The sequence below is a fragment of the Stenotrophomonas sp. 1337 genome (assembly GCF_031455455.1).
Classification (GTDB): domain Bacteria; phylum Pseudomonadota; class Gammaproteobacteria; order Xanthomonadales; family Xanthomonadaceae; genus Stenotrophomonas; species Stenotrophomonas indicatrix.
The window spans coordinates 70,346-95,995 of record NZ_JAVDSR010000013.1 but is presented as its reverse complement, the minus strand read 5'-3'; the positions used below and the strand labels follow the sequence as shown (position 1 = coordinate 95,995).

Sequence of the window (25,650 nt, the reverse complement as noted above, 5' to 3'; positions counted from 1 at the left end):
AACGCTCTGCCTTGTTCAACCATCCATCCCTGCCCGCGCATCGCCTTCCGGCTCCAGCGCCTTCACCAGCACTGCCGCCTGCGTGCGGCTGTGGCATTCGAGCTTCTTGAGGATGGCGGTCACGTGCACCTTCACCGTGTTTTCGGCCAAGCCCAGTTCATAGGCGATCTGCTTGTTGAGCAGCCCGTCGGCCAGGCACAGCAGCACCCGGAACTGCTGTGGCGTCAGCTGCGCCAGGCGGCTGGCCAGCAACGCGTCGGCCTCGGAACGCTCAGCGGCCATCGCCGGGAACCACAGGCCACCATCGAGCACCGCTGCCACCGCTTCACCGATGGTTTCGGCAGGCGCGGACTTGGGAATGAAACCGGCCGCGCCGAACTGCTGCGCGCGACGAATCACCCGCGGGTGGTCGTTGGAGGACAGGATCACCACCGGAATGTCCGGGTGCGAACCGCGCACGTGCAGCAGCGCGGAGAATCCATGTGCGCCCGGCATGGTCAGGTCCAGCAGCACCAGATCCACATCGGGCTGTGCGTCCAGCGAGGTGGCCAGTGCTTCGGCGCTGGCCACCTCGCGTACCTGCGCCAGCGGCAGACTCTGCCGCAACGACTGCACCACCGCCGAACGCAGCAGCGGATGGTCATCGGCGATCAGGATGGTGTATTCGCTCATGCGGCCATTGTACGGGCAGCGAACTGCCTCCGCCGGGCATGGCCCGGCGCTACCGGAGCACCAGTACGGGCGCTACCGCCCCGCCGGCTCCACGCTGCTGCGCCATGCATCCAGGAACTGGCGGCGCTTGAGCGCATCCAGGTAGACCAGCAGGCCGGGGCCGAGCTGGATCGGGCGACGGCTGCGGCCAGGGGCATCCCCGCCACCTGCATCGCTGCGCACGATCGGCATCAGCCGCGCTTCCCGCGCGAGCACCTGCTGGCCGCGCGGCGACAGCAGGTAGTCGAGGAAACGCCGCGCTTCCTGCGGGTGCGCGCCGGTACGCGGAATTACCGCCGTACGCAGTACCACCAGCGTGTAGTCTTCCGGCTCGACGATGGCCAGCGGTGCGCCCGCATCGATACGCGCCTGCGCATACGAGCCCAGCACGTTGTAGACCAGCGACAACTGGCCGCTGGCCACCTGGTCCAGCAGCACCCCGGTACGCTCCTCGCGCACCACCGCATTGTCGCCCAGCGCACCGAGCAACGCGCCGGCGATGCTGCCGCGCTGGGCGTCCTGGGTCGCCAGCAGGTAGCCCACGCTGCTGCGTTCGATATCGTAGGTGCCAACCTTGCCGCGCAACGGCGCCCCCTCCGCGCGCAGCAGGTCCAGCAACTGTCGACGCGTATGCGGCGCTTTCGCGGCCGGCAGCCTGCGGGTGTTGTAGACCATCACCACCGGTTCGTAGCTGATGCCGAATGCCTCGCCACGCCATTGCGCCCACGCTGGCAGCGCCTGGGTCTGCAGCGAGCGGTGTGGCAACGCGTGGCCGTCGTTGACCAGCTTGGTCTGCAGGTCCATGCCGCTGGAGATCAGCAGGTCCGGCGACGCAGGCCCGCTGCGGTCGCGCAGGTAACGCGCGTACAGGTCCTGGGTGATGATGTCTTCGTACACCACCTCGCTGCCCGGATGCAGCCGCTGGTAGTCAGCGATGACCTCGGCGAAGACCTCGATATCGGTGGTGCCGTGGATGCGCAGCTGCGCGGTGGCGGCGCCCTGGGCGGGGAAGCGGCGTACATCGCCCGGCGCAGCGAGGGCCGGCACGGCCAGCAACAGGGCAAAGGCTGCGGCGAACAGGCGGATCATGTGCTGCTCCGGGGCAGGCGGATGGTGGCGACCAGGCCACCCTGCGGTCGATTGCTGAGATCGATCTGGCCGCCATGGCTGTCGACCACCCGCTTGACGATGGCCAGGCCAAGGCCTGCACCGCCGGAGGGTGCGCCTTCGCCGCGCGCGAAACGCTCGAACACGCGTTCGGCATCGGCGGCGGCGATGCCGGTGCCGTGGTCGGCGATGGTCAGCACGGCCTGCCCGCCTTCAGCGGTCAGCGCGATCTGCAAGGGGCCATCGCCGCCGTACTTCAGCGCGTTGTCGACCAGATTCTTGATGGCTTCGCGCAGCAGCAGCGCGTCGCCATGCACCTGCACCGGCTCGGCCGTCATCGCCAGCTGCACGCGCGGGGCGGGCCCTGCCTGCGGCAGCGCTTCATGCAGGGCCTGGTGCACGGTCTCGGCCAGGTCCACGGTGGCGAAGCGCTGCAGATGTGACCGATGGATCACGCTGGCATCGCTGAGCAGCTGGTTGAGCAGCCGGCTCATGTGGGTGGCGTTGCGCTCGATCGCCTGCAGGCTGCGCCGCATGTCTTCCGGATCGTCGTCGTCCAGCGCCAGCTGTGCCTGCGCACGCAGCGCGGCCAACGGCGTGCGCATCTGGTGCGCGGCCTCGGCCATGAACGCGCGCAGGGTTTCATTGCTGCTGGACAGGCGCTCCATGAAGCGGTTCAGCGCGGCCACCATCTGGTCCATCTCGCGTGGCACGCGCGCATCGAGCGGTTTCAGGTCGGACGGCTCACGGCGTGACAGCTCGCGCTCGACCCGCACCAGCGGCCGGAACGCGCGGTGCACGCCGAACGCCACCAGTGCCAGCAGCAATCCCGACAGCACGCCGATGGCCAACAGCGCGCGGGTGACCAGCTCCTGCGCCACCGCTTCGCGCGCACGCCGGGTCTGCCCCACCTGCACCTGCACCTCGCCCTGCGCGGACGCCGCGGCAAAGCTGCGGCCGACCACCACGAAACGCACGATCTCGCCGCTGTAGGGCGCATCGAACAACTGCGGTTGCGTGCCCGGCCGCCGCGGCGACGCAGGCAGGTCACCGTAGCCGGTGATCAGGTTGCCGCGGCTGTCGGCGATCCGGTAGAACACGCGGTCTTCCGGCGCCATCGCCAGAAGATCCAGCGCGGCATACGGAAGGTCCACCTGCCACTGTCCATCGACCAATGCCACCGAATCGGCGATCGACAGGGCCGAAGACACCAGCAGATGGTCGTAGGAGCGGTTGGCGGCGCGTTGGCCGTAGTCGCGTGCAGCGAACAGCAGCGCCACCGCGAACACCGCCAGCAACGCGCCCAGGTACAGCAGCAGGGTGCGCCGCAGCGACCCGGGGGCGGCACTTGCGCTGCGTGCGTCAGCCATCGGCATCGGCCGGGCCGTCGCTGGCTTCAAGCAGATAGCCGACACCACGCACCGTGGTGATGCGCAGCGGCGCGCCCGCCAGCTTTCTGCGCAGGCGACCGATGTACAGCTCGATGGCATTCGGCCCGGCTTCGTCATCGAAGCCGAACAGGCCATTGCCGATCTCATCCTTGCCCACCACCTGGCCCAAGCGCCCGACCAGGATCTCCAGCAAGCGATACTCGCGATTGGGCAGCTCGATCGGCTCGCCATCCAGGGTCACCCGGTGCGCAGCGTTGTCGAACTGGAAGCCGCCGATCTGCACCACTTCGCTGGCTTGCCCGCGTGCACGTCGCAGCAGCACGCGGCAGCGCGCTTCGAATTCACGGAAGTCGAATGGCTTGCCGAGGTAGTCGTCAGCACCGACATCGAGTGCCTGCACGCGATCTTCGATGCCATCGCGTGCGGTCAGCATCAGCACCGGTGTGCTGTCACCACGCTCGCGCATGCCGGCCAGCACCCGCAGCCCATCCAGTTTTGGCAGGCCGATATCCAGCACCACCAGATCGAAACTCTGGTAACGCAGCACGCTGGCGGCGGCCAGGCCGTCGGCCTGCCAGTCCACCGCGTGACCACTGCGGCGCATGCGACGGATGATCGCATCGGCCAGGTCCGGGTTGTCTTCGACCAGCAGCAGGCGCATGGGCACAACAGTGGGAGGGGAAACGAATGCTACCGCATGGCGCCGCTGCACTCGCCAGGCATGGCCGGGCGCTACCGATGCTGACCTGTTCCGCCGGTCATGGATCGGCGCCCCCGGGTGCATCGTCGCCGGGTAGCGCCGGGCCATGCCCGGCGAGCGCAGCGGAGACCATTTACGCTGCACCGCACAAACCGCTGACAGGACGATGACAGCTTGCGCGACACAGACTGCGGCCGCGCACCGTCCGGTGCCCACGATTGCCGCGCGCCTGGCGCGCACCTGGGAGGGTTTGTGGAATTGAGCATTGCCTGGCGGCGTCCTGCCGCCATGATGGCCCTGGCTGCGCTGGCCGCGCCGGCCTTCGCCGAAGACGAGCGTCCAGTGACCGCCACGGTGGGCGGCCGCCTGCACCTGGACTTCGCCACCTTCGACAACGACAACCGGGGTACGCCGAACAAGGACGACACCGAGATCCGCCGCGCCTGGGTTGACGTTTCCGGCAAGTTCTTCGTGGTCGACTACAAGCTGGAAGCCGATTTCTCCGGCGACCGTGTCGAGGCCAAGGACGTCTACCTGAGCCGCAGCTTCGGCGATGCCGGCCGCCTCACCGTGGGCCAGTTCAAGCAGTATTTCTCGCTGGACGACCGCACCGGTTCCAACTACGGCAGCTTCCTGGAGCGCGGCAACGCTGGCACCACGCTGGCGCCGCTGTACCGGCTGGGCGCCTCGTGGCAGGCCAATCCGGGCGATTTCACCTGGGCGGCCAGCGTGTACAGCCTGGAGAGCATCGACGCCTGGCAGGTCAAGGGCCGCGCTGCGGGTGGACGCGTTACCTGGGCGCCGTCACCCAGCGAGGGCGACGTGCTGCACCTGGGCCTGTCGCTGGCCCGCGAGGCCTACGACAACCCGGGCGGCAACGGCACCCCGGGCCTGAAGATCCGTCCGCGTCCGGCCGGCCATCTGTCCGACGAAAGCCGCCTGACCCTGGTCGACTTCTCCGCCGGCCGCGATACCGACGTCAACAAGTGGTCGCTGGAATATGCGCAGGTGCGCGGCCCGCTGTCATGGCAGGGCGAGTTCAGCGGCGCCACCTTCGATGATGGCGCCCAGCGCGGTGACGTGATGGCCGCCTACGGCATGCTCAGCTGGTTCGTTACCGGCGAAAGCCGCGCCTACGACCGCAAGACCGGTCGCTTCGCCCGGGTCAAGAACATCCGCCACAAGGCCGGTGCCTTCGAAGTGGCCCTGCGCTACGACCAGATGTGGGGCGCGCAGCACCTCGATGGTGCGCCGGACCTGCGCCGGGGCAGCACCGAAGGCTGGACGCTGGGCGGCAACTGGTACCTGCGCGACAACCTGCGCTTCATGCTCAACCTGATCGAAAGCCGCAACCGCGACCGCTTGGCCGGTACCACGGTGGATCGCACGCGCGCGGTCACCGGGCGCCTGCAGTTCGACTTCTAACGCGTTTTCCCCGGGCACGCACGCTCGGGCCCCTTCCACGTCCCACGTCCTGTTTCCTCTAGGAGTCCGCAGATGATGCTGAGCATCCTCGGCTTTGGCATGGTCATTACGTTCATGTACTTGATCATGAGCAAACGACTGTCGCCGCTCGTTGCCCTGATCACCATTCCCATCATCTTCGCCCTGATCGGTGGCTTCGCCGCCGGCATCGACGAGATGATGCTGGAAGGCATCAAGAAGATCGCGCCGACCGGCGTGATGTTGATGTTCGCCATCCTCTACTTCGGCGTGATGATCGATGCGGGCCTGTTCGATCCGCTGGTGCGGATCATCCTGCGCTTCGTCAAGGGCGACCCGATGAAGATCGTGCTTGGCACCGCCGTACTGGCGATGCTGATCTCGCTCGACGGCGATGGCTCGACCACCTACATGATCACCGTCTCGGCGATGCTGCCGCTGTACCAGCGGCTGGGCATGAACGCGCTGAACATGACCTGCGTGACCATTCTCGCCGGTGGCGTGATGAACCTGACCCCGTGGGGCGGCCCGACCGCACGCGCGGCCACCGCACTGCACGTGGATCCTGCCGATGTGTTCGTGCCACTGATTCCCTCGATGGTGATCGCCTGCGCCGGCGTGCTGCTGCTGGCCTGGTACCTGGGCCTGAAGGAGCGTCGTCGCCTGGGCGTGGTGACCCTGCCCAAGGGCGGCAGCTGGATGGACAACAGCGTGTCCGACGACGGCAACACGCTGCCGACCGTGGAAGACGCCGAAGACACCAAGCGCCCCAAGCTGCTGTGGGTGAACCTGGTGCTGACCCTGGCGCTGATGAGCGCGCTCATCATCGGTGTGCTGCCGATGCCGGTGCTGTTCATGATCGGCTTCGCCATCGCGCTGGTGATCAACTACCCGAACCTGGCCGAACAGCGCCGCCGCGTGGTCAGCCATGCCGGCAGCGTGCTGTCGGTGGTGGCGCTGATCTTCGCCGCAGGCATCTTCACCGGCATCCTCAACAACACCGGCATGGTCGAGGCGATGTCGCACAGCTTCCTGGCGATCATCCCAGACAGCTGGGGCCCGTACCTGGCGGTGATCACCGCCGTGGCCTCGATGCCGTTCACCTTCTTCATGTCCAACGACGCGTTCTACTTCGGCGTGCTGCCGATCCTGTCCGAGGCGGCCGGCAACTACGGCATCACCCCGGTGGAAATGGCCCGCGCGTCGCTGGCCGGGCAGCCGGTGCACCTGCTCAGCCCGCTGGTGCCTTCCACCTATCTGCTGGTGGGGCTGGCCAAGGTTGAATTCGCCGACCACCAGAAATTCACCCTGAAGTGGGCGATCGCCATTTCGCTGCTGCTGATGATCGGCGGCCTGTTGTTCGGGCTCTATCCCTTCACGGCCTGATTCCCTTACCAAGGAGCGTTCTGCAATGACTCTTCGCATCGCCTACGTCACCAGCGGGATGGGCAGTGTCGGCACTGCCATCTGCCAGAGCCTGGCCCGTTCCGGCCATACCGTGGTCGCCGGCTGCGCGCCCAACTCGCCGCGCAAGGCCAACTGGCTGCGCGAGCAGCGCGAACAGGGCTTTGATTTCATCGCCTCCGAAGGCAACGCCACCGATTGGGCGTCGACCACAGCGGCCTTCGCCAAGGTGCGTGCCGAGGTCGGCGAGGTGGACGTGCTGGTCAACAACTCCGGCGGCAGCCGCGACCTGCTGTTCCGGCAGATGACGGTGGAGGACTGGAATGCAGTGATCGCCTCCAATCTCAATTCGCTGTTCAACCTGACCAAGCAGGTGGTCGATGGCATGGCCACGCGTGGCTGGGGCCGCATCATCAACATCGGTTCGGTCAGCGCCCACAAGGGCCAGATCGGCCAGGTGAACTACGCCACGGCAAAAGCCGCGATGCACGGTTTCAGCCGTGCGCTGGCCGCTGAAGTCGCCTCGCGCGGGGTTACCGTCAACACGCTGTCGCCGGGCTACATCGCCAGCCAGGCGATCAGCAGCTTCCCACCGGACGTGCTGGATCGACTGGCCGCGTCGGTACCGGTGCGGCGCCTGGGTCGCCCGGAAGAAGTGGCCGGCCTGTGTGCCTGGCTGGCTTCGGATGAAGCCTCCTACGTGACCGGTGCCGACTATCCGGTCAACGGTGGCCTGTACATGGGCTAGTCCTCTCCACGCAGGGCGTGGGTCTGCTTCCCTCCCCCGGCAGATTCACGCCCTGCGCGGCTTCCCCCACGACGCCGTTCGTTGGTTTTCCGTAAACAAGGTTTCATGTTCCGTTCGCATAGTGGCCGTGCACCACGCCCCCGGGCCGGTGACCATCCCCCATGCAACGGACCATCATGCAGACCCGATACCTGACGATCGCCGTGGCGATCGCGCTTTCCGCCGCCAGCGCCCACGCCGCTGAAGCCACCGCCGATACCGCGCTGAGCGCGCAGACGCTGGATACCGTCTCGGTCATCGGCCAGGGCGAGACCCGCCAGGTGCAGCGCATCACCACCGTCGACAAGCAGGTGCTGCCGCCGGGTACCAGCGGCCAGAAGATCCTCGACCGCCTGCCCGGCGTGTCGGTGCAGTCCAACGATGCATTCGGTGCCAATGAGGAATCGCAGACCATCAGCCTGCGTGGCTTCGACAAGAGCCGCCTGGGCTACACGCTGGACGGCATCCCGCTGGGCGACAACAGCTACGGCAACTACAACGGCCTGAGCATCGCCCGTGCACTGATCGCCGAGAACCTGGCCGGCGCCGAGCTTTCGCAGGGCATCGGCTCGCTGGGCGTGGCCTCGACCAGCAACCTTGGCGGCACCATCCAGTACTTCTCGATGGACCCGTCCACCGAATTCGGCGGCCGCGCCAGCATCACCGTCGGCGATGACAACCAGCGCCGCGGCTACCTGCGGGTGGACACCGGCGACATCAACGGCTTCTCGGCCTACGTGTCCGGCGTGCACCAGGACCAGGACATGTGGGCCGCGCCGTACCAGAACCAGACCACCCGCCAGTTCAATGCCAAGGCGGTATGGAACGTGGGCGACAACCGCTTCGGTGCCTTCGTCGCCACCTCGCGCGCCAGCCAGGCCAACTATGCCTACCTGTCCAAGGACATGCTGGCGCGCGGCCTGGGTTATGACTGGAACATCTATGCACCGGACTGGGATCGCGCCGTCGCGGCTGCATACTGCGCACCGGGCACCTACAACAAGGCACGCTGTGCATTCAGCGGCGGCGTCAACAGCATCGACGATGCCTACTACCAGAGCCGTGCGCTGCGCGATGACAACCTGTACTCGATCGACGCAGACATCCGCCTGGGTGAACAGGGCCGCCTGAAACTGCTGGGCTACCACCACGAAAACCGTGGCCAGGGCCACTGGTGGGCACCGGGCCAGCCGTCCTACCCGGGCACCGACAGAATGCTGCCGATCTCGATCCGCAGCACCAACTACACCATCAATCGCGATGGCGTGACCGCTGCGCTGTCGTGGACGCTGGGCATCCACGAACTGGAAGCCGGTGTGTGGTACGAACAGAACGACCATAACGTCTCGCGCAACTTCTACTACATCAGCGGCCCGTTCCTGGACGACCTGTACCTGCAGAACCCGGACCGCCGCCTGTTCAACCAGGACTTCGACATCCGTACCCGCCAGTTCTATGTGCAGGACCGCATGCGCTTCCTCGACCAGCGCCTGACCGTGGACGTGGGCATCAAGAGCCCCAACACGCGCATGACTGCCAAGGCCCAGCCGGGCGTGGAAACCAGCATCGCCTCGGGTACGCTGACCGCCAAGGAATCGGTGCTGCCGCAGCTGGGCGTGGGCTTCAAGCTCAACGCCAACAATGAAGTGTTCGCCTCGTACGCCGAGAACATCGCCGCCTTCGTCGGCGGCGGCAGCGGTGGCCCGCTGCAGGTGTCGCCGGAATCGTTCGCGGCCAGCGCCGGCCTGGAGCCGGAGAAGTCCAAGAGCCTGGAAGCTGGTTTCCGTACCTTCGGCGAGAAATACCAGGCGTCGATCGCGGCCTACAACGTGAAGTTCGACAACCGTCTGCTGTCGTTGAACCCGTGCTCGAGCATCGAGGTAGGCACGCGTCCGGAGTGCGTGACGCGCTTCATCAACGTCGGTTCGGTGAAGAGCCATGGCGCAGAGCTGACCTTCATCCTCAGGCCGGTCGATGGCCTGCAGTGGTACAACGCGCTGTCCTGGAACAAGACCACCTACGAGGATGACTACACCTCCGGCGGTGCGATCGTACCGGTGGCCGGCAAGATCACCGTGGATACGCCGCAGCGCATGGCGTCCACCGAGATCAGCTGGAACCGCGATGGCTTCTTCGCCAGCCTGCGCGCCAAGTACACCGGCAAGCGGTACTACACCTACACCAACGACCAGTCGGTGCCGGGCGTGACCACCTTCGATGCCGGCGCCGGCTACGACTTCGGCCCGGGCATGGGCCTGCGCAACGTGCGGGTGTCGTTGAACGCGACCAACCTGACCAACAAGCGCTATGCGGGCCAGCTGAGTTCGTTCGCACCGACCGATCCGAAGGGCACGCGGTATGCAATCCATGCGAGTGCGCCGCGGCAGATCTTCATGACGGTGGCGGCGGAGTTCTAAGTCAGAAGCGGGCGCTGCGGCGCATCAGTACCGCAGCGGGGCGAGGTGGGACGGGCCGAGGCAGGACACGCCGCAAGTACGTCCCTGTAGGCTCGGTCGGCGCATCCATGCGCCTCACGGTCCTGCCTCGGCCCGTCCCACCGCGCTCGACGATTTCCTGCGCCGGCGCGGAGGCAATGGAAAGCAAGAGCAAAAGCAAAGAGCCGGGCATTGCCCGGCTCTTTGCTTTTCAAGCTTTTCAAACGCAATCCCTCTGGTGGATTGCTGGCCGTCTAGCGGGAAATTGTCTGGAGCGGGGGGCTTGCGCTGGCCAGGACCGTCCACGGCATGGATGCCGTGGCCGAGCCTACAGGGACGTACTTGCGGCGTGTCCTGGCCAGCGCAAGCCCCCCGCTCTCCCCGATATCAATCAAGACGCCACAAGCCGCCAACGCATTTCATTCCGGCGCCAGCTGGTCCATCCGGATGCGGTTGGCGAACAGCGAGAACGCCAGCATGCCAGCCAGGCCGTTGGCCCGGCTCATCCAGTGCGGCAGCCAGCGCGGTGGCTTCAGCACGCCCGATTCGAACAACGGGGCGAACGCGATCGCATCGGTCAGGCTCATCTTGCCGGCGAACAACCAGCGGCAGACCTGCAGGCGATCCTCGGCCAGCATGTGGCGGAAGAAGGTATGCACCGACACCAGCCCGCGCAGGTACACCGTGTCCTTGGTGAAGGCCAGGCCGCCACTCGGCGGCACACCGCGGAATACCCGCTGCGCCGACGCGAAGCTCTCTTCCGGGTTCTGCCCGGCATCGCAGAAGTAGCGGAACACCTCGATGAAGTCCGCACCTTCGCGCGCCATCGCGATCGCCTCGGTACGCAGGCTGATGCGCTTCAGGCGCTCGATGTCGATGCTGCCGGTGATCTGCTCGGCAAACGTCGCCAGTCCTTCCTGGGTGGCCGTCACCCGTGGCGAGGACAGCGCCAGGCTCGGCAGCACCGGCTGCGCCCGACCGTTCAACGCCGTCAACGAATGCACCAGCGCTTCGTGGTGGAACAACTGCGCGCGATCGTAAGCGCTGAAACGCGCGCTGGTGCGCAGGCGGATGCGGGTCGGTCCGGCAGCCGCCTTCGAGACCAGTTCCGGATCCAGCTGCACCTGGATGATGCGTGATTCAAAGAACGCATCGAGATCATTCTGCAGCTGCAGCTGCAGGGCGATGGCCGAAACCGGCACCTGCTCTTCCGGTGCCAGCAGTTCGTGATCCAGTTCGGCAGCAATCTGGATGAAGTGGCGCGCCGCATCGCGCGTGCTCGGTCCGTTGCCCGGCAACGGCTGCTCGGGCGAACCGAACAACTGCATCGAACAAGCATCCACGGCCGCGGTGCCGAGGCCTTCCAGCAGCTGCGCTGCCAGATCCCAGCTCTGCGCGGATTGCCGCACGTAATGGCCCAGCGGATGGCTTTCGTCACACTCGGCAGCGAGCGCGGCCAGCGCGCGACGCTCGTCGCTGAAGTCCAGCTTCGGGTAGTCGACCACCGGCAGCGTCGGCTGGCCACGGGCCACGCTGTCCAGGAAGGGTGCCTGCAGTGTCGCCGGCCAGCTGGTCAGGCCCAGCAGGCGGATGCCTCCTACGGCCTCGACCAGGCGCGCATCGAGCGCTGCATGGTGGGCCACGTCACGGTCCAGCGTCGCGGTCGGTTCCATGGGCGGACTATAACGCCCTGCCCGCGCGTTGGTAGGTGCCAACCTTGGTTGGCACAGATATGCATGCGCGGGAAGCATCCACGCATGGCGTGGATCTACTGGGCTGCCCCTGCCGTGACAGTGCCAACCAAGGTTGGCAGCCACCATTCTCCAGCCTTAGCGCCGGCGCGGTTTGCCCGCCGGGCGGAACTGCTGGCTCTTGCCCTTCCTGCCACCGCGTTCCTGCGCGGTCTCGGCCTGGCGCACGGCCAGCTTGGCGGCGGCGGCGGCCACTTCTTCCTTCAACTTGAAGTAGTTCAGCAGCCGGCTCTCTTCGATCTCGCCTGCATCGATCGCCGCACGCACGGCACAGCCGGGTTCCTGCTGGTGCATGCAGTCGCGGAAGCGGCACTGCGCGGCCAGCGCTTCGATGTCGGCGAAACCGCCTTCGGCCAGCGTTTCTTCGCCGGTCGGCTTCAGTTCGCGCATGCCCGGCGTATCGATCAGGCAGGCACCCATCGGCAGTGGCATCAGTGCGCGGTGGGTGGTGGTATGGCGGCCGCGCGAATCGTTGGCGCGCACTGTATTGGTCTTCATCCGCTGCTCGCCCAACAGCGTGTTGGTCAGCGTCGACTTGCCCGCACCGGAAGAACCCACCAGCACTACCGTGCGGCCGGGGCCCAGCCACGGCTCCAGCACTGCAACACTGTCCGCATCCAGGCCATTGATCGCATGCAGGGCGATGCCCTGCATCTCCAGTTCTTCCAGCACCGCCAGCGCATCTTCGCTGTACTCGGTCTGGTCGGCCTTGGTCAGCACCACCACCGGTTCGGCACCGCCACCGCCCACCAGCAGCAGATAGCGTTCAATACGGCGCGGATTGAAGTCCGCATCCAGGCCACAGACGATGAAGACGGTATCGATGTTGGCGGCGATCACCTGCTGGTGGTAATGCTCACCGGCAGCGCCACGCTTGATGGCGGTACGTCGCGGCAACAGGGCAACGATGCGGATGCCATCCAGCAGCACCCAGTCGCCCACCGCCGGCCGTTCGTGGCTGGGGAAGCGTGGGCGCTGCCACTCCGGCAGCGATTCGGCCTTGATCGATGCCTCCGGGCCATCAGCCACCACATAGTGGGTGCGATGCTGCTCGATCACCCGCGCCGGGTGGGCCTGCGGGTGTGCGGCCATCACAGCCTGCCAGTCGGCCTGCTGCGGCGGGCCCGGCCAGGGCCAGCCAATGGTCTGCAGAGCGGTGAAATCGGGGGTCTGGGTCATCGCCGCCATTCTACCTGTGTGGTGCCGCCCAGCCCAATGCTGGCGGGCCCTGCGGCCCTTGCCATGCGCTGCAGCAATTCCGCTACCATGGAAGCCCCATGCCTTTTGCGGCCCACCGCCCATGTCCACTCCCTCGCCCAAACCCCTGGTCATCCGCGAGCGCCTTTCCGAAGTGCGCTACGAAATCCGCGGAGAACTGGCACGGCGAGCCCGGGAGCTGGAAGCGCAGGGCCACAAGCTGATCAAGCTCAACATCGGCAATCCCGGCGCTTTCGGCTTCCGTGCACCGGAACACCTGCAGCGCGCGATCGCCGATGACATGGGCCGCACCGATCCGTATACCCACCAGCAGGGCCTGCCAGTCGCCCGCGAGGCCATCGCCGCTGCCTACGCTCGCCGTGGCGCACCGGATGCCCATCCGGACCGCGTGTTCGTCGGCAACGGTGTCAGCGAGCTGATCGACCTGTCGCTGCGTGCGCTGCTCAACCCGGGCGACGAAGTGCTGGTGCCCTCGCCGGACTACCCGCTGTGGTCGGCCTCGACCATCCTCAACGACGGCCGCCCGGTGTATTACCGCTGCGCCGCCGAGAACGGCTTCCAGCCGGACCCGAGCGAGATCGAGACGCTGGTGTCCTCGCGCACCCGCGCCATCGTGCTGATCAACCCGAACAACCCCAGCGGTGCCAGCTACCCGCGCGAGCTGCTGGAGCAGGTGGTGGAGATCGCGCGCCGCCACAACCTGCTGCTGCTGGTCGATGAGATCTACGACCAGATCCTGTACGACGACGCGGTGTTCCAGCCGGTCGCACCGCTGGCCGGTGACCATCCCTGCCTGACCTTCGGCGGCCTGAGCAAGGTGCACCGCGCCTGCGGCTGGCGGGTGGGCTGGGCACACCTCAGCGGCGACGACGCGCGGCTGGGCGACTTCCGCGCCGCGCTGGACCTGCTGGGCGCACTGCGCCTGTGCGCCAACGTGCCGGGCCAGTACGCCATCGACGCCGCAGTGAACGGTCCGGACACCATTTCGGAGCTGTGCGCGCCGGGTGGCCGCCTGTATGAAACCCGTCGTGCGGTGATCGAAGCCTGCGAGGCCAGCGAACACCTGTCGCTGGTTGCCCCCGCCGGCGCGCTGTACGCGTTCCCGGCCGTGGTCGGTGCCGCTGCCAAGGGCTTCGACGATCATAATTTCGCGCTCGACCTGATGAACAACGACGGCGTGCTGGTGGTGCCGGGCTCGAGCTTCAACGTGCCTTACCGCCATCACTTCCGCGTGACCCTGCTGCCGGAGGCGTCGGTGATGCGCGACGTGTTCGCCCGTATCGACCGCGCCCTCGCCCGCCGTGCCGAAGACGCCACCAAGGTGGTGCCGCTGAAGCCCCGCCGGTCGGTGGCTTGATCGATGGGCTTGTCGTATCTGGCCCTGGGCGATTCCTACACCATCGGTGAAGCGGTCGCGGTCGACGGCCGCTGGCCGCATCAGCTCGCCGCCGCCCTGCGCGCGCAGGGCATCGCGCTGGGCGACCCGCAGACCATCGCCACCACCGGCTGGACCACCGACGAGCTCGACGCCGGCATCGACGAAGTGGCGCCGCAAGGGCCATTCGACTTCGTCAGCCTGCTGATCGGCGTCAACAACCAGTATCGCGGGCGTCCGCTGGACGAGTACCAGGTGCAGTTCCAGGCCCTGCTGCAGCGCGCGATTGGTTTTGCCGGCGGCCGTGCGGACCGGGTCCTGGTGCTGTCCTTCCCGGACTGGGGCACCACGCCGTACGGTGCAGGCAGCGGTCGCGACCTGGGCCAGATCGAACTGGAAACCGACGAGTTCAACGCTGCCGCCGAGGTGATCAGCACCCAGCAGGGCGTGGCCTTCGTCGACATCACCGATATCAGCCGCGACACCGGCGCTGACCCGGCGATGATCGCCGAGGATGGCCTGCACCCGTCCGCACGGATGTACGCGCTGTGGAGCGCGCGTGCGCTGCCGGTGGCCGCACACCTGCTGGGCAGGACGGACTGAGACGATGGACGGCACGCCACGGAACGGCACGCCCCTGCCCTGCTCGCCGCTGGATGCCGGGCAGGCGCGCCTGATCGCCGAGTCCTTCCGGCCGATGCAGGCCTGGGGCAGCCGCCGCGATTACTACTACACGCGCGGCAAGCTGGGCAGCGACCCGCTGTATGACGGCGTACTGCAGCACCTTCCCGACGACGGCCAGCCGGTGCTCGACCTGGGCTGCGGGCTGGGCCTGTTCGCGCATGTGCTGCGCCAGCGCGGCCGCCAGCAGCGGTATCTCGGGGTCGACGTGGACAGCGACAAGATCGCCCGTGCGCAGCGCGCCGGCAGTGGCCTGGCCCACGTACGGTTCGACTGTCTGGATGTGCAGGCGCCGTTGCCGGTGCATGGTGGACATGTGCTGCTGCTGGATGTGCTGCAGTACCTGGACGAAGCGCCGCAACTGGAGCTGCTGCGCGCGGTGAGCGCGCGGGTCGCGCCCGGTGGCCGCCTGCTGCTGCGCACGCCGCTGGCGACCGGCGACCGCCGCGACCGCACCACGCGGGTGGCTGACCGCCTGGCCTGGCTGGTCGGCTGGATGGGCACGCGACCTCGCCACTACCCGGATCCGCAGCGGCTGCAGGCCACGCTGGCAGCTGCCGGCATGCAGGTGGCTCCGTTGCGTCCGCTGCATGGGCGCACGCCGTTCAACAGCTGGTTGCTGGTGGCCGAGCGGCCGGGAACTGCGGCCAACGGCTGAGCCCCTCGTGGTGGGCGGCGGTCTACGGGGGCTGCCCGGGCGGGATGGGCTGCGCGGGGACGCCGTGAACCCCTCCTTGGGGGCTTAGCCGCGCCATCCATGGCGCGGATACCCCGCGCAGCCCATCCCACCCGGGCACGGACGGTTTACGGGCGCGTCCACCACGGAAGACAAGAGAAAAGCGAAGGGCAAACGCGGGTCGCTTCGCTCTTTCCGCGCTGCGCGCTCGCCGGGCATGGCCCGGCGCTACCGGTCACCTGGCCGGCAGTTCGGCCTTCAGGCCGCGCTCGTCCAGCACCTGCAGCACCCGTTCGATGATGGCCAGGTTGTGGCCATGTGCGGCACCTTCATGCAGCAGCACGATCGCGCCCGGGCGCAGGTCCGGGAGCAGACGCGCCAGCACGCCATCCGGGGTGCAGCCGACGCCGTCATAACCGCGGGCGCTCCAGCCCACGCGCACCAGGCCCAGCTTGCGCAGTACCGGCGCCACGAACGGGTTGGTCATGCCCACCACCGAGCGGTACCAGCGCACCGGTCGCCCACTCACCGCCTGCAGTGCCTGCTGGCAGCCCTCGATTTCCGCCGCCATCGTGCCCGGGCCCAGCCGCCAGAAGCGCGCCTGCGGATGGCTGTGGCTGTGGTTGCCGAGGTCGTGTCCGCGACGCAGGATCTCCTCCACCAAGGCCGGATGCGCCAATACGCGCTCGCCGACCAGGAAAAAGGTCGCCTTCGCCTGGTGCCGATCCAGCAGATCCAGCACCGCCGGGGTCTGTTCACTGGGGCCGTCGTCGATGGTCAGCCAGACGCTGTTGCCAGCCTCGGGCAACCGGCTCAGCACCGGCGCGTAGAAGCGGCTGTTGGGCAGGAACACCGGCACCATGAACAACGCGTGGCTTGCCACCATCAGGGCCAGGCCCCAGTGCCAGCCCGCCAGCACCCAGACCAGGATCACGGCCAGCTGCGACAGCACCAGCCAGGGCACCCAGCGCCAGGGCCGGGTCGGGATGCGATGCAATGTTCCTGCGTTGGTCATGCCCCATGATGCCATGGGGGGTAGAATTGATGATTCGAATTTTTCGGACCCATGACTGCCATGTCCCTCGATCCCGCCCTGCGTTCGCGCATCGAAACCATCCTCAACGACAACCGCGTCGTGCTGTTCATGAAGGGCCAGCCGTCGATGCCGCAGTGCGGCTTCTCGGCCAAGGCCGTGGGTGCCCTGCAGGACCTGGGCGTGGAGTTCGCCCACGTCAACGTGCTGGCTGACGCGGAGATCCGTGAAGGCATCAAGGCCTATGGCGACTGGCCGACCATCCCGCAGCTGTACATCGACGGCGAACTGGTCGGCGGCAGCGACATCGTGCTGCAGATGGCCGCCAGCGGTGAGCTGAGCAGCGTGCTGGGCCTGGCTGCACCGGACCGCACCCCGCCGCGCATCACCGTCACCCCCGCTGCGGTGGAAATGCTGAAGGGCGCGCTGGCCGATTCGCCGGGTGCGTCGCTGCAGTTGGGCATCGATGCCCGCTTCCAGCCGAACTTCCAGCTGGCCCCGTACGATGAAGGCGCGATCGCCGCCGAGTCCAACGGCCTGCGCGTGCAGTTCGACCTGGCCAGCGCCCGCCGCGCCGATGGCATCACCATCGACTGGGTCGACGACATCCGTGGCAAGGGCCTGGCGATCGACAACCCGAACGCGCCCAAGCCGGTGCAGGAAATCAGCGTGCGTGATGCCGACGATCTGGTGCGTGCCGGCAACGTGATGCTGGTGGACGTGCGCCCGGCCGAAGAACGCGCCATCGCCGCTGTCGGCGTGCCGTTCAAGAGCTTCGATGGCAATGGCCGCGCCGAGCTGGAAGCCCTGCCCAAGGACACCGCCCTGGCCTTCCTGTGCCACCACGGTGGCCGCAGCGCGCAGGCAGCAGAGCAGTTCCGTGCGCTGGGCTTCAGCAAGGTGTTCAACGTCACCGGCGGCATCGATGCCTGGTCGGACGAAGTGGACAACGGCGTGCCGAAGTACTGATCGGCTGCGCTTGATGCACAGGAAAAACGCCGGCGAAAGCCGGCGTTTTCTGTTGAGCCCATCCACGCATGGCGTGGATCTACTCCTTCCGTGCCCCAAGCGCGGGGGCTGACGTTCCGGTTACCCGGCAAACCCGCCTTCGGCCAGGTAATCCAGTTCTTCCGGCGACGGAATGCGGCCAAGCACCGCATTGCGGTGCGGGAACCGGCCGAAGCGGCGGATGATGTCGCGGTGCAGTTCGGCGTACTGCAGGTATTCCTTGTCACCCAGCACGTCGAACATCGCGACCGAGCGGTCCTGGTCCAGCGGATCTTCGGAGTGCTCGAACGGCAGGTAGATGAAGGCGCGCAGCTTGGGGACCAGCTGCAGGTCCAGCCCCTCCTCGATCGCGCGCGTGGCGTAGTGCCGTGCCAGGCCATCGGTGGCATAGGAATGGGCTGTGCCGCGGAAGCAGTTGCGCGGGAACTGGTCCAGCAGCAGCATCAGCGCCAGCGCGCCCTCGGCGCTGCCCAGCCAGTGCTCGCGCGCGCGCGATGCGGCAGCGTGGTGTTCGTCCGCGAACAGCGTACGGAACCGCGCGTCGAACGCATCATCGCGGGTGAACCACTTTTCAGGGCCCGCGTCCTTCCAGAAATCCACCACTTGCGCGGCAACGTCCATCACCTACTCCCCAGGGCCGGCGCGCCGCGCCAGGCCATCATCATCATTCGTCGAAGCGCAGGTGGCGGACCGACTTGCCGTTGCGCCGGATAAGCTTAAGCGCCTCGATGCCGATCTGGATATGGTTTTCCACGAACTGCGAGCTGACCTTGGCGTCGGACGCCTCGGTTTTCACCCCGTCCGGGATCATCGGCTGGTCTGAAACCAGCAGCAGGGCCCCGCTGGGAATGTGATTGGCGAAGCCGGCAGCGAAGATCGTCGCGGTTTCCATGTCGATGGCCATGCAGCGCATCGCCCGCAGCCGCTCCTTGAAGGCCTCGTCGTGCTCCCAGACCCGGCGGTTGGTGGTGTAGACGGTGCCGGTCCAGTAATCATGGCCGAGGTCGCGGATCATGGTCGAAACCGCACGCTGCAGGGCGAAGGCCGGCAAGGCCGGCACTTCCGGCGGCAGGTAGTCGCCCGAGGTCCCCTCGCCGCGGATGGCCGCGATCGGCAGCACCAGGTCGCCCAGCTCGTTCTTGCGTTTCAGCCCGCCGCACTTGCCCAGGAACAGCACGGCCTTGGGCATCACCGCCGACAGCAGATCCATGATGATCGCGGCATTGGGGCTGCCCATGCCGAAGTTGATCATGGTGATGCCGTCGATGGTGGCGCTGGCCATCGGCCGGTCCAGGCCGATCACCGGCGCCCCGGTCAGCGCGGAGAACGTATGCAGGTAGCCCCCGAAGTTGGTCAGCAGGATGTGCTGGCCGAACTGGTCCAGAGGCACGCCGGTATAGCGCGGAAGCCAGTTGTCGACGATGTCCTGCTTGCTCTTCATGGGCGCTCCGGTACGGCGTGGGGCCGATATTGTAGGCCCCCGCCCGCCCCCGCCATACATGCGGCTGCGGCAACGAAGAAGGGCGGCCCTGCGGCCGCCCTCCCGGGGTTTGCCTTGGCAACCGGCAGGCTTAGAAACGCACGGACCAACGCAGATTGGCGCCATGGTCACGGCTTTCATCGCCGAACTGGCCGGTGTAGCCCAGTTCCAGCTGCTGGTTGGCCGTCAGCCAGGCCGACAGGCCCAGTTCGGCCACCACCGCGCTGTCGGCGATCGGCGCACCGCTGACCGCGAAGGTATCGCCGCCGCTGGCAAAGCCCAGCTTGGCCATCGGGTTGCGGTCGCCCGAAGCGTGGCGATACCCCACCCCGCCGCGCACGTGCAGCCAGCTGTCCTGCTGGAACGAAGCCTTCAGACCCTTGTCAAAGCGCACACCGGCCGTAGCCAGGGTGGTGCGGCTATCGTCCACGTCACCCTGCAGGGCCGCCGCGCCACCGCGCTCGTTGATCGACTTCATGTCCACTTCAACACGTGCCACCTGCAGGTACGGCTCCAGGCCTGCCTCGCGGCCGCCGAAACGGTAACCCGCTTCGATGAAGGCCTGGCGGGTACGCCCGTCGTAGCGCGCGCTGAGCGTATCGCTGTAGCCGGCGAATGCCAGTTCGCGGGTGCTGTCGATGTCGTGCTCGCTCCACGCCAGGCCGCCACGCAGACCAAAACCGCCCCAGTTGTGGCTGGCGTATGCACCGAAGTGGGTGTTGTCGATCTTCGACTTCGCCCGACGGCCGTCCTGCTGCTTGACGTCGGTGCGGCCGGTGCCGGCCAGCAGGCCCACCTGCCAACCACCGAACTGGCGGTCCACGCCCATCAGCAGGCCGTTGCTGTTGGCCTCGGTGCGGGCAGTGTTGGCATTGCCATCCAGCGTGCCACTGCCACCGATTGCCTGCACCCACACACCGGTCGCGGCCGCTTCGTCACCGCCCGGAGAGGTCGCACCCGCACGACGCGACAGCGCCGCATCGCGGACATGGCGGCTGCCTTCGACCAGCGCGATCGACGTGGCTGCATGCAGTTCACCGCTGAGGCTGTCCAGCGCTGCGCCCACCTGCTGCGGGAACAGCGTGGTCAACGGCTTGGGCAGCCCCTGGTTGATCGCCAGCGTATCGACCACGGTAGCCACGGCATGCTGGTTTGCGGTGTTGGCCGAGCTGGCCAGCGAGTTGCCGCGGGTCACTTCAATGCGTGCGCCGGTGGCGCCGTAGGCCAGGTTGAACTGCATGAACGGAGAGAACGTGCTGAAGTCGGTGATGGCGAACTGTCCGTTCACGCCGCCATCGGCACGGATGAAGTTGAACTGCTCACCCAGGTAGTAGATGCCCGGCGCCGGCAGCGCCACCAGGGTGCCGCCGAGCGTGGCGGTGCCGGTGACATGCAGCTGGTCGCTGCGGCTGCCCGGTGCCACCTCGGCCTGGTATACGCCGGTCTCTGTCTGCACGTAGTCGCCGTTGATGGTCAGCGTGCCGATGGAATTGCCCGGTGCGATGGTGCCGGCCACGGTGGTGTCCCCCAGCTGGCCAACACCCTTCAGCGTGCCCTTCTGGCCGACGAAGGTGGTGCCGCCGGTCTGCACGCCGTTGAAGGACAGCACGCCGCCATTGATGGCCAGGTTGGAACCGTCTAGCACGCCACTGACGTTGACCCGGCTGATGCCGCCATGGGTGTTCAATGCAGTGTTCTTCAGCGTGCCGTTCAACAGGAAGGTGCCACCGGCCACGTCCACTGCGCTGGTCAGCGTATTGACGCCATCCAGTTCCAGCACGCCTTCGCGCACCACAGCACCGTTGAAGCTGTTGTCGCCGCTCAGGCGCAGCCAGCCGGCACCACTCTTGGTCAGCTTACCCGGGCCACCGATATCGTTGGTCCAGTCATCCCAGGCGTCACCTTCCCAGACCTTCAGGCCGCCGGCCTTCTGGTTCATCACTACGTTGGTATCCACGCGCAGCGAACCGTAGCCCTCGATGGCCTTGGCCAGGTTCATCAGGCCCCAACCGTAGACGTCGTCCACGCCGGCCGCACCGAGGTCGGTGGCGGTGGTCAGCAGCACGTCGCGCACCTGCGCGTTGTCCAGGTACGGGAAGCGTTCGAACAGCAGGCCCAGGGCACCGGTAACGTGGGGTGCGGCCATGGAGGTGCCGGTCATCAGATCGTAGCTGTAGGTCGGCACGCGCTCGAGCACGTCGAGCAGGACGTTGCCCTGTGAATCCTGGAGCAGCTGTGCATCCAGCGCCGAATCGGCACCGTAGACCGTGGACAGGATGTCGGTGCCCGGGGCGGCCAGGCACCAGTTGGCGCTGTAGCCGCAACGGTTGGAACTGACGTCGAGCATGTACCCGGCGGCACTGTCCTGGCGCACGTTGACCACGCTCAGCCAGTTCTGCTCGATATCGGCAAACAGGCGCGGCAGCGTGGCGTAGATTCCGGCGATCGGCGCGGCTTCCGGCGTGGCTGCGTTGGCGTTGTTGTTGCCCGCGGCCCACACCTGGATCATGCCCTTGCTGCGCGAGCCCTCGGCGAAGATGTCCAGATACTCGGCGTTGGCGGCATACAGCTGGTCCTGGGTGGCCAGATCGGTGGGCTCGTTGGTCAGCCCCCAGCTGTGGTTGACCGCACGCACGTCCTGGGCGTTCATCTGCGCGTACATGCTCTCGAACGCACTGCCGTCCGGGCCCACGCCGCCCACGGTGACGACGCGGTAGTCGCCGCCGCCCACGTCCGTCCACATCTGGGCGCTGTTGAAGAACAGCTTGGCCGCGGTCAGGTCCGCGCCGAAGGCCACGCCATGGGTACCGTTGCCGTCGCGGTTGGCCGCGATGGTGCCGGCCACGTGGGTGCCATGGGTCTGGAAGGCGATCCCCGCCTGCTGGTAGCGCGGATCAGACTCGATGATGTCGCGGATCGCCTGCGGAACGCTGTCGTCGTAGACAACGTAATCGATCGACACGTCATCGCCGTCGCTGGCGAAGCAGGCATCGGGCCCGTCGATCAGCGTGGTGTTGGTGCAGCGGCTGCCGTCGAGCAACAGATCGGCGATGCGCAGGCTGCGGTGATCCTTGCCGGCGAACTCGTCATGGTCCAGGCCCGAGCCGCTGTCGAACACGCCCAGGCGGATGCCGGCACCGGTCAAGCCACGCGCGTATGCGGCGTCGGCATTGACGGCCTGCAGGCCCCAGTCACGGTTGAATTCGCTGGTGCGCCAGCTGGCACGATCGCCGGCCTTGCCCATCACCGGCGTTTCCGGGGTGGTGGCCGGCGGTGCAACCATTGCAACCGCTGCAACCGGCGCGGCGAAGGCCGACTGCGAAGGCGCAGCGAATGCAGCCTGCAGGCTGCGCTGGTACTGGTAGCGGGACAGGTCGTCGAGGTTGCCCTGCGCCAGTGCCGGCAGGGTGGCTGCCATCAGCAGCGAGCCTACGATGGCCGATGCGAGCGGGGAAGGCAGGAAGGAACGACGGAGAGAGGTGGAGCGATACGACGTTGCAGCAGTCATCGGGGATTACGTCCTTGATTCCATGGATTGTTTCAGGTGCTGCTCCCTCATGGAGCTGTGTGGGAACACCTGCGCGGCGAGTCAGCGCGCGCTCACCCGCATGACGCTATCGGCGGGCGTCACGAGAACTTAATACATTTTTCACATACTTGATGTCGGAAAAGTCCCTACTGCGCCCCTGCCCAACGTCACTTGGCAAACCGCCGCCGTCCCGGCTAGCGTCGGTGGGTTGAACACGCTGCCAAGGGGATCTGCATGACATCGACGTTGTTGCGCGCCGGGTTGGGTCTGGCGCTGGTATCGCTGAGCACGGCGCCGGCCGTGGGCGCTTCGCGCTTCGTGGCCGATCCCTACCCGAGCACCTACCAGGCGCACCCCGATGGGCCGCTGCTGATCCAGAACGCAACGGTGCTGACCGGCACCGGCCAGCGCCTCGACAACGCCGATGTGCTGCTGCGCGATGGCCGCATCGTCGCCGTCGGCGATGCGCTGCAGGTCGATGCCAGCGTCACCCGCATCAACGCCGACGGCAAGTGGGTGACGCCCGGCCTGATCGACGTGCACTCGCACCTGGGCGTCTATCCCAGCCCCGGTGTCGGCGCGCACAGCGACGGCAACGAGATGACCGCGCCGGTCACCGCCAACGTCTGGGCCGAGCACTCGGTATGGCCGCAGGACCCCGGTTTCCAGGCGGCGCTGGCAGGCGGAGTGACCAGCATGCAGGTGCTGCCCGGCTCGGCCAACCTGGTCGGTGGCCGCGGCGTAACGCTGAAGAACGTGCCTGCCACCACCTACCAGGCGATGAAGTTCCCCGGCGCGCCGTGGGGCCTGAAAATGGCCTGCGGCGAAAACCCCAAGCGCGTCTACGGTGGCGGCAAGGGCGTGGCACCTGCAACGCGGATGGGCAACGTGGCCGGTTACCGCGCAGCCTTCATCGACGCAGCCGACTACATCGCCAAGAACAAGCCGAAGCCGGCCAAGCGCAAGGGCTGGTTCGGCAGCGACAAGGGCGACAGCGCCGGTGATGCCGGCGGCAAGCGCGACCTCAAGCTGGATACGCTCGCCGGTGCGATCCAGGGCGATATCCGCGTGCACATCCACTGCTATCGCGCCGATGAAATGGCCACCATGCTCGACCTGTCCAAGGAATTCGGCTTCAAGGTGGCCGCCTTCCACCACGGCGTGGAGGCCTACAAACTGGCCGACCGGCTGGCGGCCGAAGGCGTGTGCGGGGCACTGTGGGCCGACTGGTGGGGCTTCAAGATGGAAGCCTTCGACGGCATCGCCGAGAACATCGCGCTGGTCGACCGGCCGAAGAACAGCTGCGCCATCGTCCACTCCGACTCGCCCGAGGGCATCCAGCGCCTGAACCAGGAGGCAGCCAAGGTGATGGCCGCCGCGCGCCGCGCGCACATGCCGGAGATCGCGCCGGAACGCGCGATCACCTGGATGACCGCCAACGCCGCCAAGGCGCTGGGCATCGAGGCGCAGACCGGCACGCTGGAGGCCGGAAAGATGGCCGACGTGGTGATCTGGAACGGCAATCCCTTCAGTTCGTATGCACTGGCCGAGCAGGTGTTCGTCGATGGCCGCCGTGTGTACGACCGCAGCACGCCATCGGCAACGCCGCGGTCGGATTTCCAGCTTGGACAGGAGTTGCGCTGATGGGCATGTTGAACAAGCGCCGCCGGGCATGGCCCGGCGCTACCTTGGCTGCGCTGTTGTTGATGACAACCGCAGCCTCGGCGCAGGACCTGCTGGTGCGCGGTGCGACCGTCGCTACCGCCAGCGCACGTGGCAACGTGGAAGACGCCGATGTGCTGGTGCAGGGCGGCATCATCCGTACGGTGGGCCGGGGCCTGTCCGCACCGGCCGGTGTGCCGGTGGTCGAAGCCAAGGGCCGCATGCTGACCCCTGCCCTGTTCGGTGGCATCACCGAGATCGGCATCGAGGAAGTATCCGGTGAATCAAGCACGGTCGACAGCGCACTGAAGATCGGCGAGCAGCCGCTGCGCCCGGAGTTCGACGTGACACTGGCCTATAACCCGGCGTCCGTGCTGATTCCGGTGGCGCGCCTGGACGGCATCGGCTTCACTGCGCTGGGCGCGGCCACCGGCGGTGGCTTCGTCGCCGGCCAGGGCGGCGTGGTGCGTTTCGATGGCAGTGCCGACCCGATCGGCCCGCGCGCGCTGTTCCTGCGCCTGGGTGCTGCAGCATCTGAACTGACCGGTCAATCGCGCGCGGCGCAGTGGATGCTGCTGCAGCAGATGGTGGACGAGGCACGCGGCCAGGTGGCCGCCGACTCGCCGCATGCGCTGCTGACCCCGGCCGGCCGCCGCACGCTCGCCCGCTATCTGTCCGGGCAGGGCCGCATCGTGGTGGAAGTGGACCGCGCGGCCGACATCCGCCAGCTGCTGCGCTGGGCGGCCCGCGAGAAGGTGAAGATCGCCATTGCGGGCGGTGCCGAGGCCTGGCAACTGGCGCCGGAACTGGCAGCAGCCAGGGTGCCGGTATTCGTGGACGCGCTGGGCAACCTGCCGACGACCTTCGACCAGATCGGCGCCACCCTGGAAAACGCCGCGCGGTTGCGGCGCGCGGGCGTACCGGTGGCCTTCGCCCAGCGCGATGACGCCTCGCACAATGCACGCAAGATGCGCCAGCTGGCCGGCAACGCGGTGGCCAATGGCCTGCCCTGGGCCGACGGCCTGGCCGGGTTGACCCGGGTGCCGGCCGAGGTGCTGGGCGTGGCCGACCAGATCGGCAGCATCGAACCGGGCAAGCGTGCCGACCTGGTGCTGTGGGAAGGCGATCCGCTGGATGTGGCGCACTATGCCGAACAGGTCTGGCTGGGCGGCCGCGCGATGCCGATGCGCTCGCGCCAGACCGAACTGCGCGACCGCTACCTGCAGCGCAACGCGCAGCCCTGACCGTAACCAGGAGCC

At 67.3% G+C, this 25,650-nt stretch carries 20 protein-coding genes; 10 read left to right on the top strand and 10 right to left on the bottom strand.

Annotated features, from left to right (window positions below; translation table 11 throughout):
* Positions 1–15: 15 nt before the first annotated feature.
* The 4 genes from J2X70_RS17055 to J2X70_RS17040 all read right to left on the bottom strand — a co-directional run bounded on the left by J2X70_RS17055 (position 16) and on the right by J2X70_RS17040 (position 3,870).
* The gene (locus tag J2X70_RS17055; protein ID WP_025874121.1) at positions 16–672 is read right to left on the bottom strand and encodes a response regulator transcription factor; all 657 of its coding nucleotides are present in this window, start codon (positions 670–672) and stop codon (positions 16–18) included.
* A gap of 72 nt (positions 673–744) precedes the next feature.
* Positions 745–1,800 carry an ABC transporter substrate-binding protein gene (locus tag J2X70_RS17050; protein WP_309911349.1) on the bottom strand — a complete coding sequence of 352 codons (1,056 nt, stop codon included), beginning with the start codon at positions 1,798–1,800 and terminating at the stop codon, positions 745–747.
* Positions 1,797–3,188, bottom strand: coding sequence for a sensor histidine kinase (locus J2X70_RS17045; protein ID WP_032975453.1), 1,392 nt, complete (start codon positions 3,186–3,188; stop codon positions 1,797–1,799). Before J2X70_RS17045 ends, J2X70_RS17050 begins: the two co-directional genes overlap by 4 nt.
* Complete coding sequence (locus J2X70_RS17040; RefSeq protein ID WP_025874118.1) at positions 3,181–3,870, bottom strand: response regulator transcription factor; 690 nt, start codon at positions 3,868–3,870, stop codon at positions 3,181–3,183. The genes J2X70_RS17045 and J2X70_RS17040 overlap by 8 nt, the downstream gene beginning before the upstream one ends.
* A 327-nt stretch (positions 3,871–4,197) precedes the next feature.
* Between J2X70_RS17040 and J2X70_RS17035 the strand changes: the two genes are divergently transcribed.
* From J2X70_RS17035 to J2X70_RS17020, 4 genes are all read left to right on the top strand, one after another.
* Positions 4,198–5,334, top strand: a complete 1,137-nt coding sequence (locus tag J2X70_RS17035; protein WP_100436887.1) for a porin — start codon at positions 4,198–4,200, stop codon at positions 5,332–5,334.
* Positions 5,335–5,409: 75 nt separating this feature from the next.
* Positions 5,410–6,738, top strand: a complete 1,329-nt coding sequence (locus J2X70_RS17030; protein WP_025874116.1) for a CitMHS family transporter — start codon at positions 5,410–5,412, stop codon at positions 6,736–6,738.
* 25 nt (positions 6,739–6,763) lie between these two features.
* A complete protein-coding gene (phbB, locus tag J2X70_RS17025) occupies positions 6,764–7,504 on the top strand; it encodes an acetoacetyl-CoA reductase (RefSeq protein ID WP_025874115.1) in 741 nt (246 codons plus the stop codon).
* Between the two features lie 176 nt (positions 7,505–7,680).
* Positions 7,681–9,960: a TonB-dependent receptor gene (locus J2X70_RS17020; protein WP_309911346.1), complete on the top strand. Its 2,280-nt coding sequence runs from the start codon at positions 7,681–7,683 to the stop codon at positions 9,958–9,960.
* 437 nt (positions 9,961–10,397) lie between these two features.
* Here the strand turns inward: J2X70_RS17020 and J2X70_RS17015 are convergent, their stop codons facing one another.
* The gene (locus J2X70_RS17015; RefSeq protein ID WP_059065065.1) at positions 10,398–11,651 is read right to left on the bottom strand and encodes a flavohemoglobin expression-modulating QEGLA motif protein; all 1,254 of its coding nucleotides are present in this window, start codon (positions 11,649–11,651) and stop codon (positions 10,398–10,400) included.
* A gap of 156 nt (positions 11,652–11,807) precedes the next feature.
* Positions 11,808–12,908 (bottom strand): ribosome small subunit-dependent GTPase A, encoded by a 1,101-nt coding sequence (gene rsgA, locus J2X70_RS17010; protein ID WP_227416527.1) that lies wholly within the window; start codon positions 12,906–12,908, stop codon positions 11,808–11,810.
* A gap of 121 nt (positions 12,909–13,029) precedes the next feature.
* Between rsgA and J2X70_RS17005 the strand changes: the two genes are divergently transcribed.
* The 3 genes from J2X70_RS17005 to J2X70_RS16995 are packed head-to-tail and all read left to right on the top strand — an operon-like array spanning position 13,030 to position 15,661.
* Complete coding sequence (locus J2X70_RS17005; protein WP_025874111.1) at positions 13,030–14,304, top strand: pyridoxal phosphate-dependent aminotransferase; 1,275 nt, start codon at positions 13,030–13,032, stop codon at positions 14,302–14,304.
* Between the two features lie 3 nt (positions 14,305–14,307).
* Positions 14,308–14,925: an SGNH/GDSL hydrolase family protein gene (locus tag J2X70_RS17000; protein ID WP_309911344.1), complete on the top strand. Its 618-nt coding sequence runs from the start codon at positions 14,308–14,310 to the stop codon at positions 14,923–14,925.
* 4 nt (positions 14,926–14,929) lie between these two features.
* On the top strand, positions 14,930–15,661 hold the full coding sequence (locus J2X70_RS16995) for a class I SAM-dependent methyltransferase (protein WP_309911343.1): 732 nt from the start codon (positions 14,930–14,932) through the stop codon (positions 15,659–15,661).
* 253 nt (positions 15,662–15,914) lie between these two features.
* On the opposite strand, the gene J2X70_RS16990 is transcribed toward J2X70_RS16995, so the two are convergent.
* Positions 15,915–16,694 carry a polysaccharide deacetylase family protein gene (locus J2X70_RS16990; RefSeq protein ID WP_033831985.1) on the bottom strand — a complete coding sequence of 260 codons (780 nt, stop codon included), beginning with the start codon at positions 16,692–16,694 and terminating at the stop codon, positions 15,915–15,917.
* Positions 16,695–16,754: 60 nt separating this feature from the next.
* On the opposite strand from J2X70_RS16990, the gene grxD reads away from it, so the two are divergent.
* A complete protein-coding gene (gene grxD / locus J2X70_RS16985) occupies positions 16,755–17,681 on the top strand; it encodes a Grx4 family monothiol glutaredoxin (RefSeq protein WP_025874107.1) in 927 nt (308 codons plus the stop codon).
* Positions 17,682–17,801: 120 nt separating this feature from the next.
* Here grxD and J2X70_RS16980 read toward each other — a convergent pair whose 3' ends face one another.
* The 3 genes from J2X70_RS16980 to J2X70_RS16970 all read right to left on the bottom strand — a co-directional run bounded on the left by J2X70_RS16980 (position 17,802) and on the right by J2X70_RS16970 (position 22,708).
* Positions 17,802–18,341 carry a DUF924 family protein gene (locus J2X70_RS16980; RefSeq protein WP_059065070.1) on the bottom strand — a complete coding sequence of 180 codons (540 nt, stop codon included), beginning with the start codon at positions 18,339–18,341 and terminating at the stop codon, positions 17,802–17,804.
* A 43-nt stretch (positions 18,342–18,384) separates the two neighbouring features.
* Entirely contained in the window at positions 18,385–19,161 is a 777-nt protein-coding gene (locus J2X70_RS16975) for an AMP nucleosidase (protein ID WP_025874105.1), read from the bottom strand.
* 130 nt (positions 19,162–19,291) lie between these two features.
* The gene (locus J2X70_RS16970) at positions 19,292–22,708 is read right to left on the bottom strand and encodes an autotransporter domain-containing protein (protein WP_309911342.1); all 3,417 of its coding nucleotides are present in this window, start codon (positions 22,706–22,708) and stop codon (positions 19,292–19,294) included.
* 255 nt (positions 22,709–22,963) lie between these two features.
* Between J2X70_RS16970 and J2X70_RS16965 the strand changes: the two genes are divergently transcribed.
* Entirely contained in the window at positions 22,964–24,373 is a 1,410-nt protein-coding gene (locus J2X70_RS16965; RefSeq protein WP_025874103.1) for an amidohydrolase, read from the top strand.
* Positions 24,373–25,635 carry an amidohydrolase family protein gene (locus tag J2X70_RS16960; RefSeq protein WP_309911339.1) on the top strand — a complete coding sequence of 421 codons (1,263 nt, stop codon included), beginning with the start codon at positions 24,373–24,375 and terminating at the stop codon, positions 25,633–25,635. Before J2X70_RS16965 ends, J2X70_RS16960 begins: the two co-directional genes overlap by 1 nt.
* The last annotated feature ends 15 nt before the right edge of the window (positions 25,636–25,650 follow it).

What these genes read in the sequence shown, in the direction of transcription:
- phbB (WP_025874115.1), top strand. Translation starts at nt 6,764, where the DNA reads ATGACTCTTCGCATCGCCTACGTCACCAGCGGGATGGGCAGTGTCGGC.
- J2X70_RS17040 (WP_025874118.1), bottom strand. Translation starts at nt 3,870, where the DNA reads ATGCGCCTGCTGCTGGTCGAAGACAACCCGGACCTGGCCGATGCGATC.
- J2X70_RS17045 (WP_032975453.1), bottom strand. Translation starts at nt 3,188, where the DNA reads ATGGCTGACGCACGCAGCGCAAGTGCCGCCCCCGGGTCGCTGCGGCGC.
- J2X70_RS16975 (WP_025874105.1), bottom strand. Translation starts at nt 19,161, where the DNA reads ATGAAGAGCAAGCAGGACATCGTCGACAACTGGCTTCCGCGCTATACC.
- J2X70_RS17055 (WP_025874121.1), bottom strand. Translation starts at nt 672, where the DNA reads ATGAGCGAATACACCATCCTGATCGCCGATGACCATCCGCTGCTGCGT.
- J2X70_RS17015 (WP_059065065.1), bottom strand. Translation starts at nt 11,651, where the DNA reads ATGGAACCGACCGCGACGCTGGACCGTGACGTGGCCCACCATGCAGCG.
- J2X70_RS16980 (WP_059065070.1), bottom strand. Translation starts at nt 18,341, where the DNA reads ATGGACGTTGCCGCGCAAGTGGTGGATTTCTGGAAGGACGCGGGCCCT.
- J2X70_RS17030 (WP_025874116.1), top strand. Translation starts at nt 5,410, where the DNA reads ATGCTGAGCATCCTCGGCTTTGGCATGGTCATTACGTTCATGTACTTG.
- J2X70_RS17005 (WP_025874111.1), top strand. Translation starts at nt 13,030, where the DNA reads ATGTCCACTCCCTCGCCCAAACCCCTGGTCATCCGCGAGCGCCTTTCC.
- J2X70_RS17000 (WP_309911344.1), top strand. Translation starts at nt 14,308, where the DNA reads ATGGGCTTGTCGTATCTGGCCCTGGGCGATTCCTACACCATCGGTGAA.
- J2X70_RS17050 (WP_309911349.1), bottom strand. Translation starts at nt 1,800, where the DNA reads ATGATCCGCCTGTTCGCCGCAGCCTTTGCCCTGTTGCTGGCCGTGCCG.
- J2X70_RS17020 (WP_309911346.1), top strand. Translation starts at nt 7,681, where the DNA reads ATGCAGACCCGATACCTGACGATCGCCGTGGCGATCGCGCTTTCCGCC.
- rsgA (WP_227416527.1), bottom strand. Translation starts at nt 12,908, where the DNA reads ATGACCCAGACCCCCGATTTCACCGCTCTGCAGACCATTGGCTGGCCC.
- J2X70_RS16990 (WP_033831985.1), bottom strand. Translation starts at nt 16,694, where the DNA reads ATGACCAACGCAGGAACATTGCATCGCATCCCGACCCGGCCCTGGCGC.
- J2X70_RS16995 (WP_309911343.1), top strand. Translation starts at nt 14,930, where the DNA reads ATGGACGGCACGCCACGGAACGGCACGCCCCTGCCCTGCTCGCCGCTG.
- J2X70_RS17035 (WP_100436887.1), top strand. Translation starts at nt 4,198, where the DNA reads ATGATGGCCCTGGCTGCGCTGGCCGCGCCGGCCTTCGCCGAAGACGAG.
- J2X70_RS16965 (WP_025874103.1), top strand. Translation starts at nt 22,964, where the DNA reads ATGACATCGACGTTGTTGCGCGCCGGGTTGGGTCTGGCGCTGGTATCG.
- grxD (WP_025874107.1), top strand. Translation starts at nt 16,755, where the DNA reads ATGTCCCTCGATCCCGCCCTGCGTTCGCGCATCGAAACCATCCTCAAC.
- J2X70_RS16970 (WP_309911342.1), bottom strand. Translation starts at nt 22,708, where the DNA reads ATGACTGCTGCAACGTCGTATCGCTCCACCTCTCTCCGTCGTTCCTTC.
- J2X70_RS16960 (WP_309911339.1), top strand. Translation starts at nt 24,373, where the DNA reads ATGGGCATGTTGAACAAGCGCCGCCGGGCATGGCCCGGCGCTACCTTG.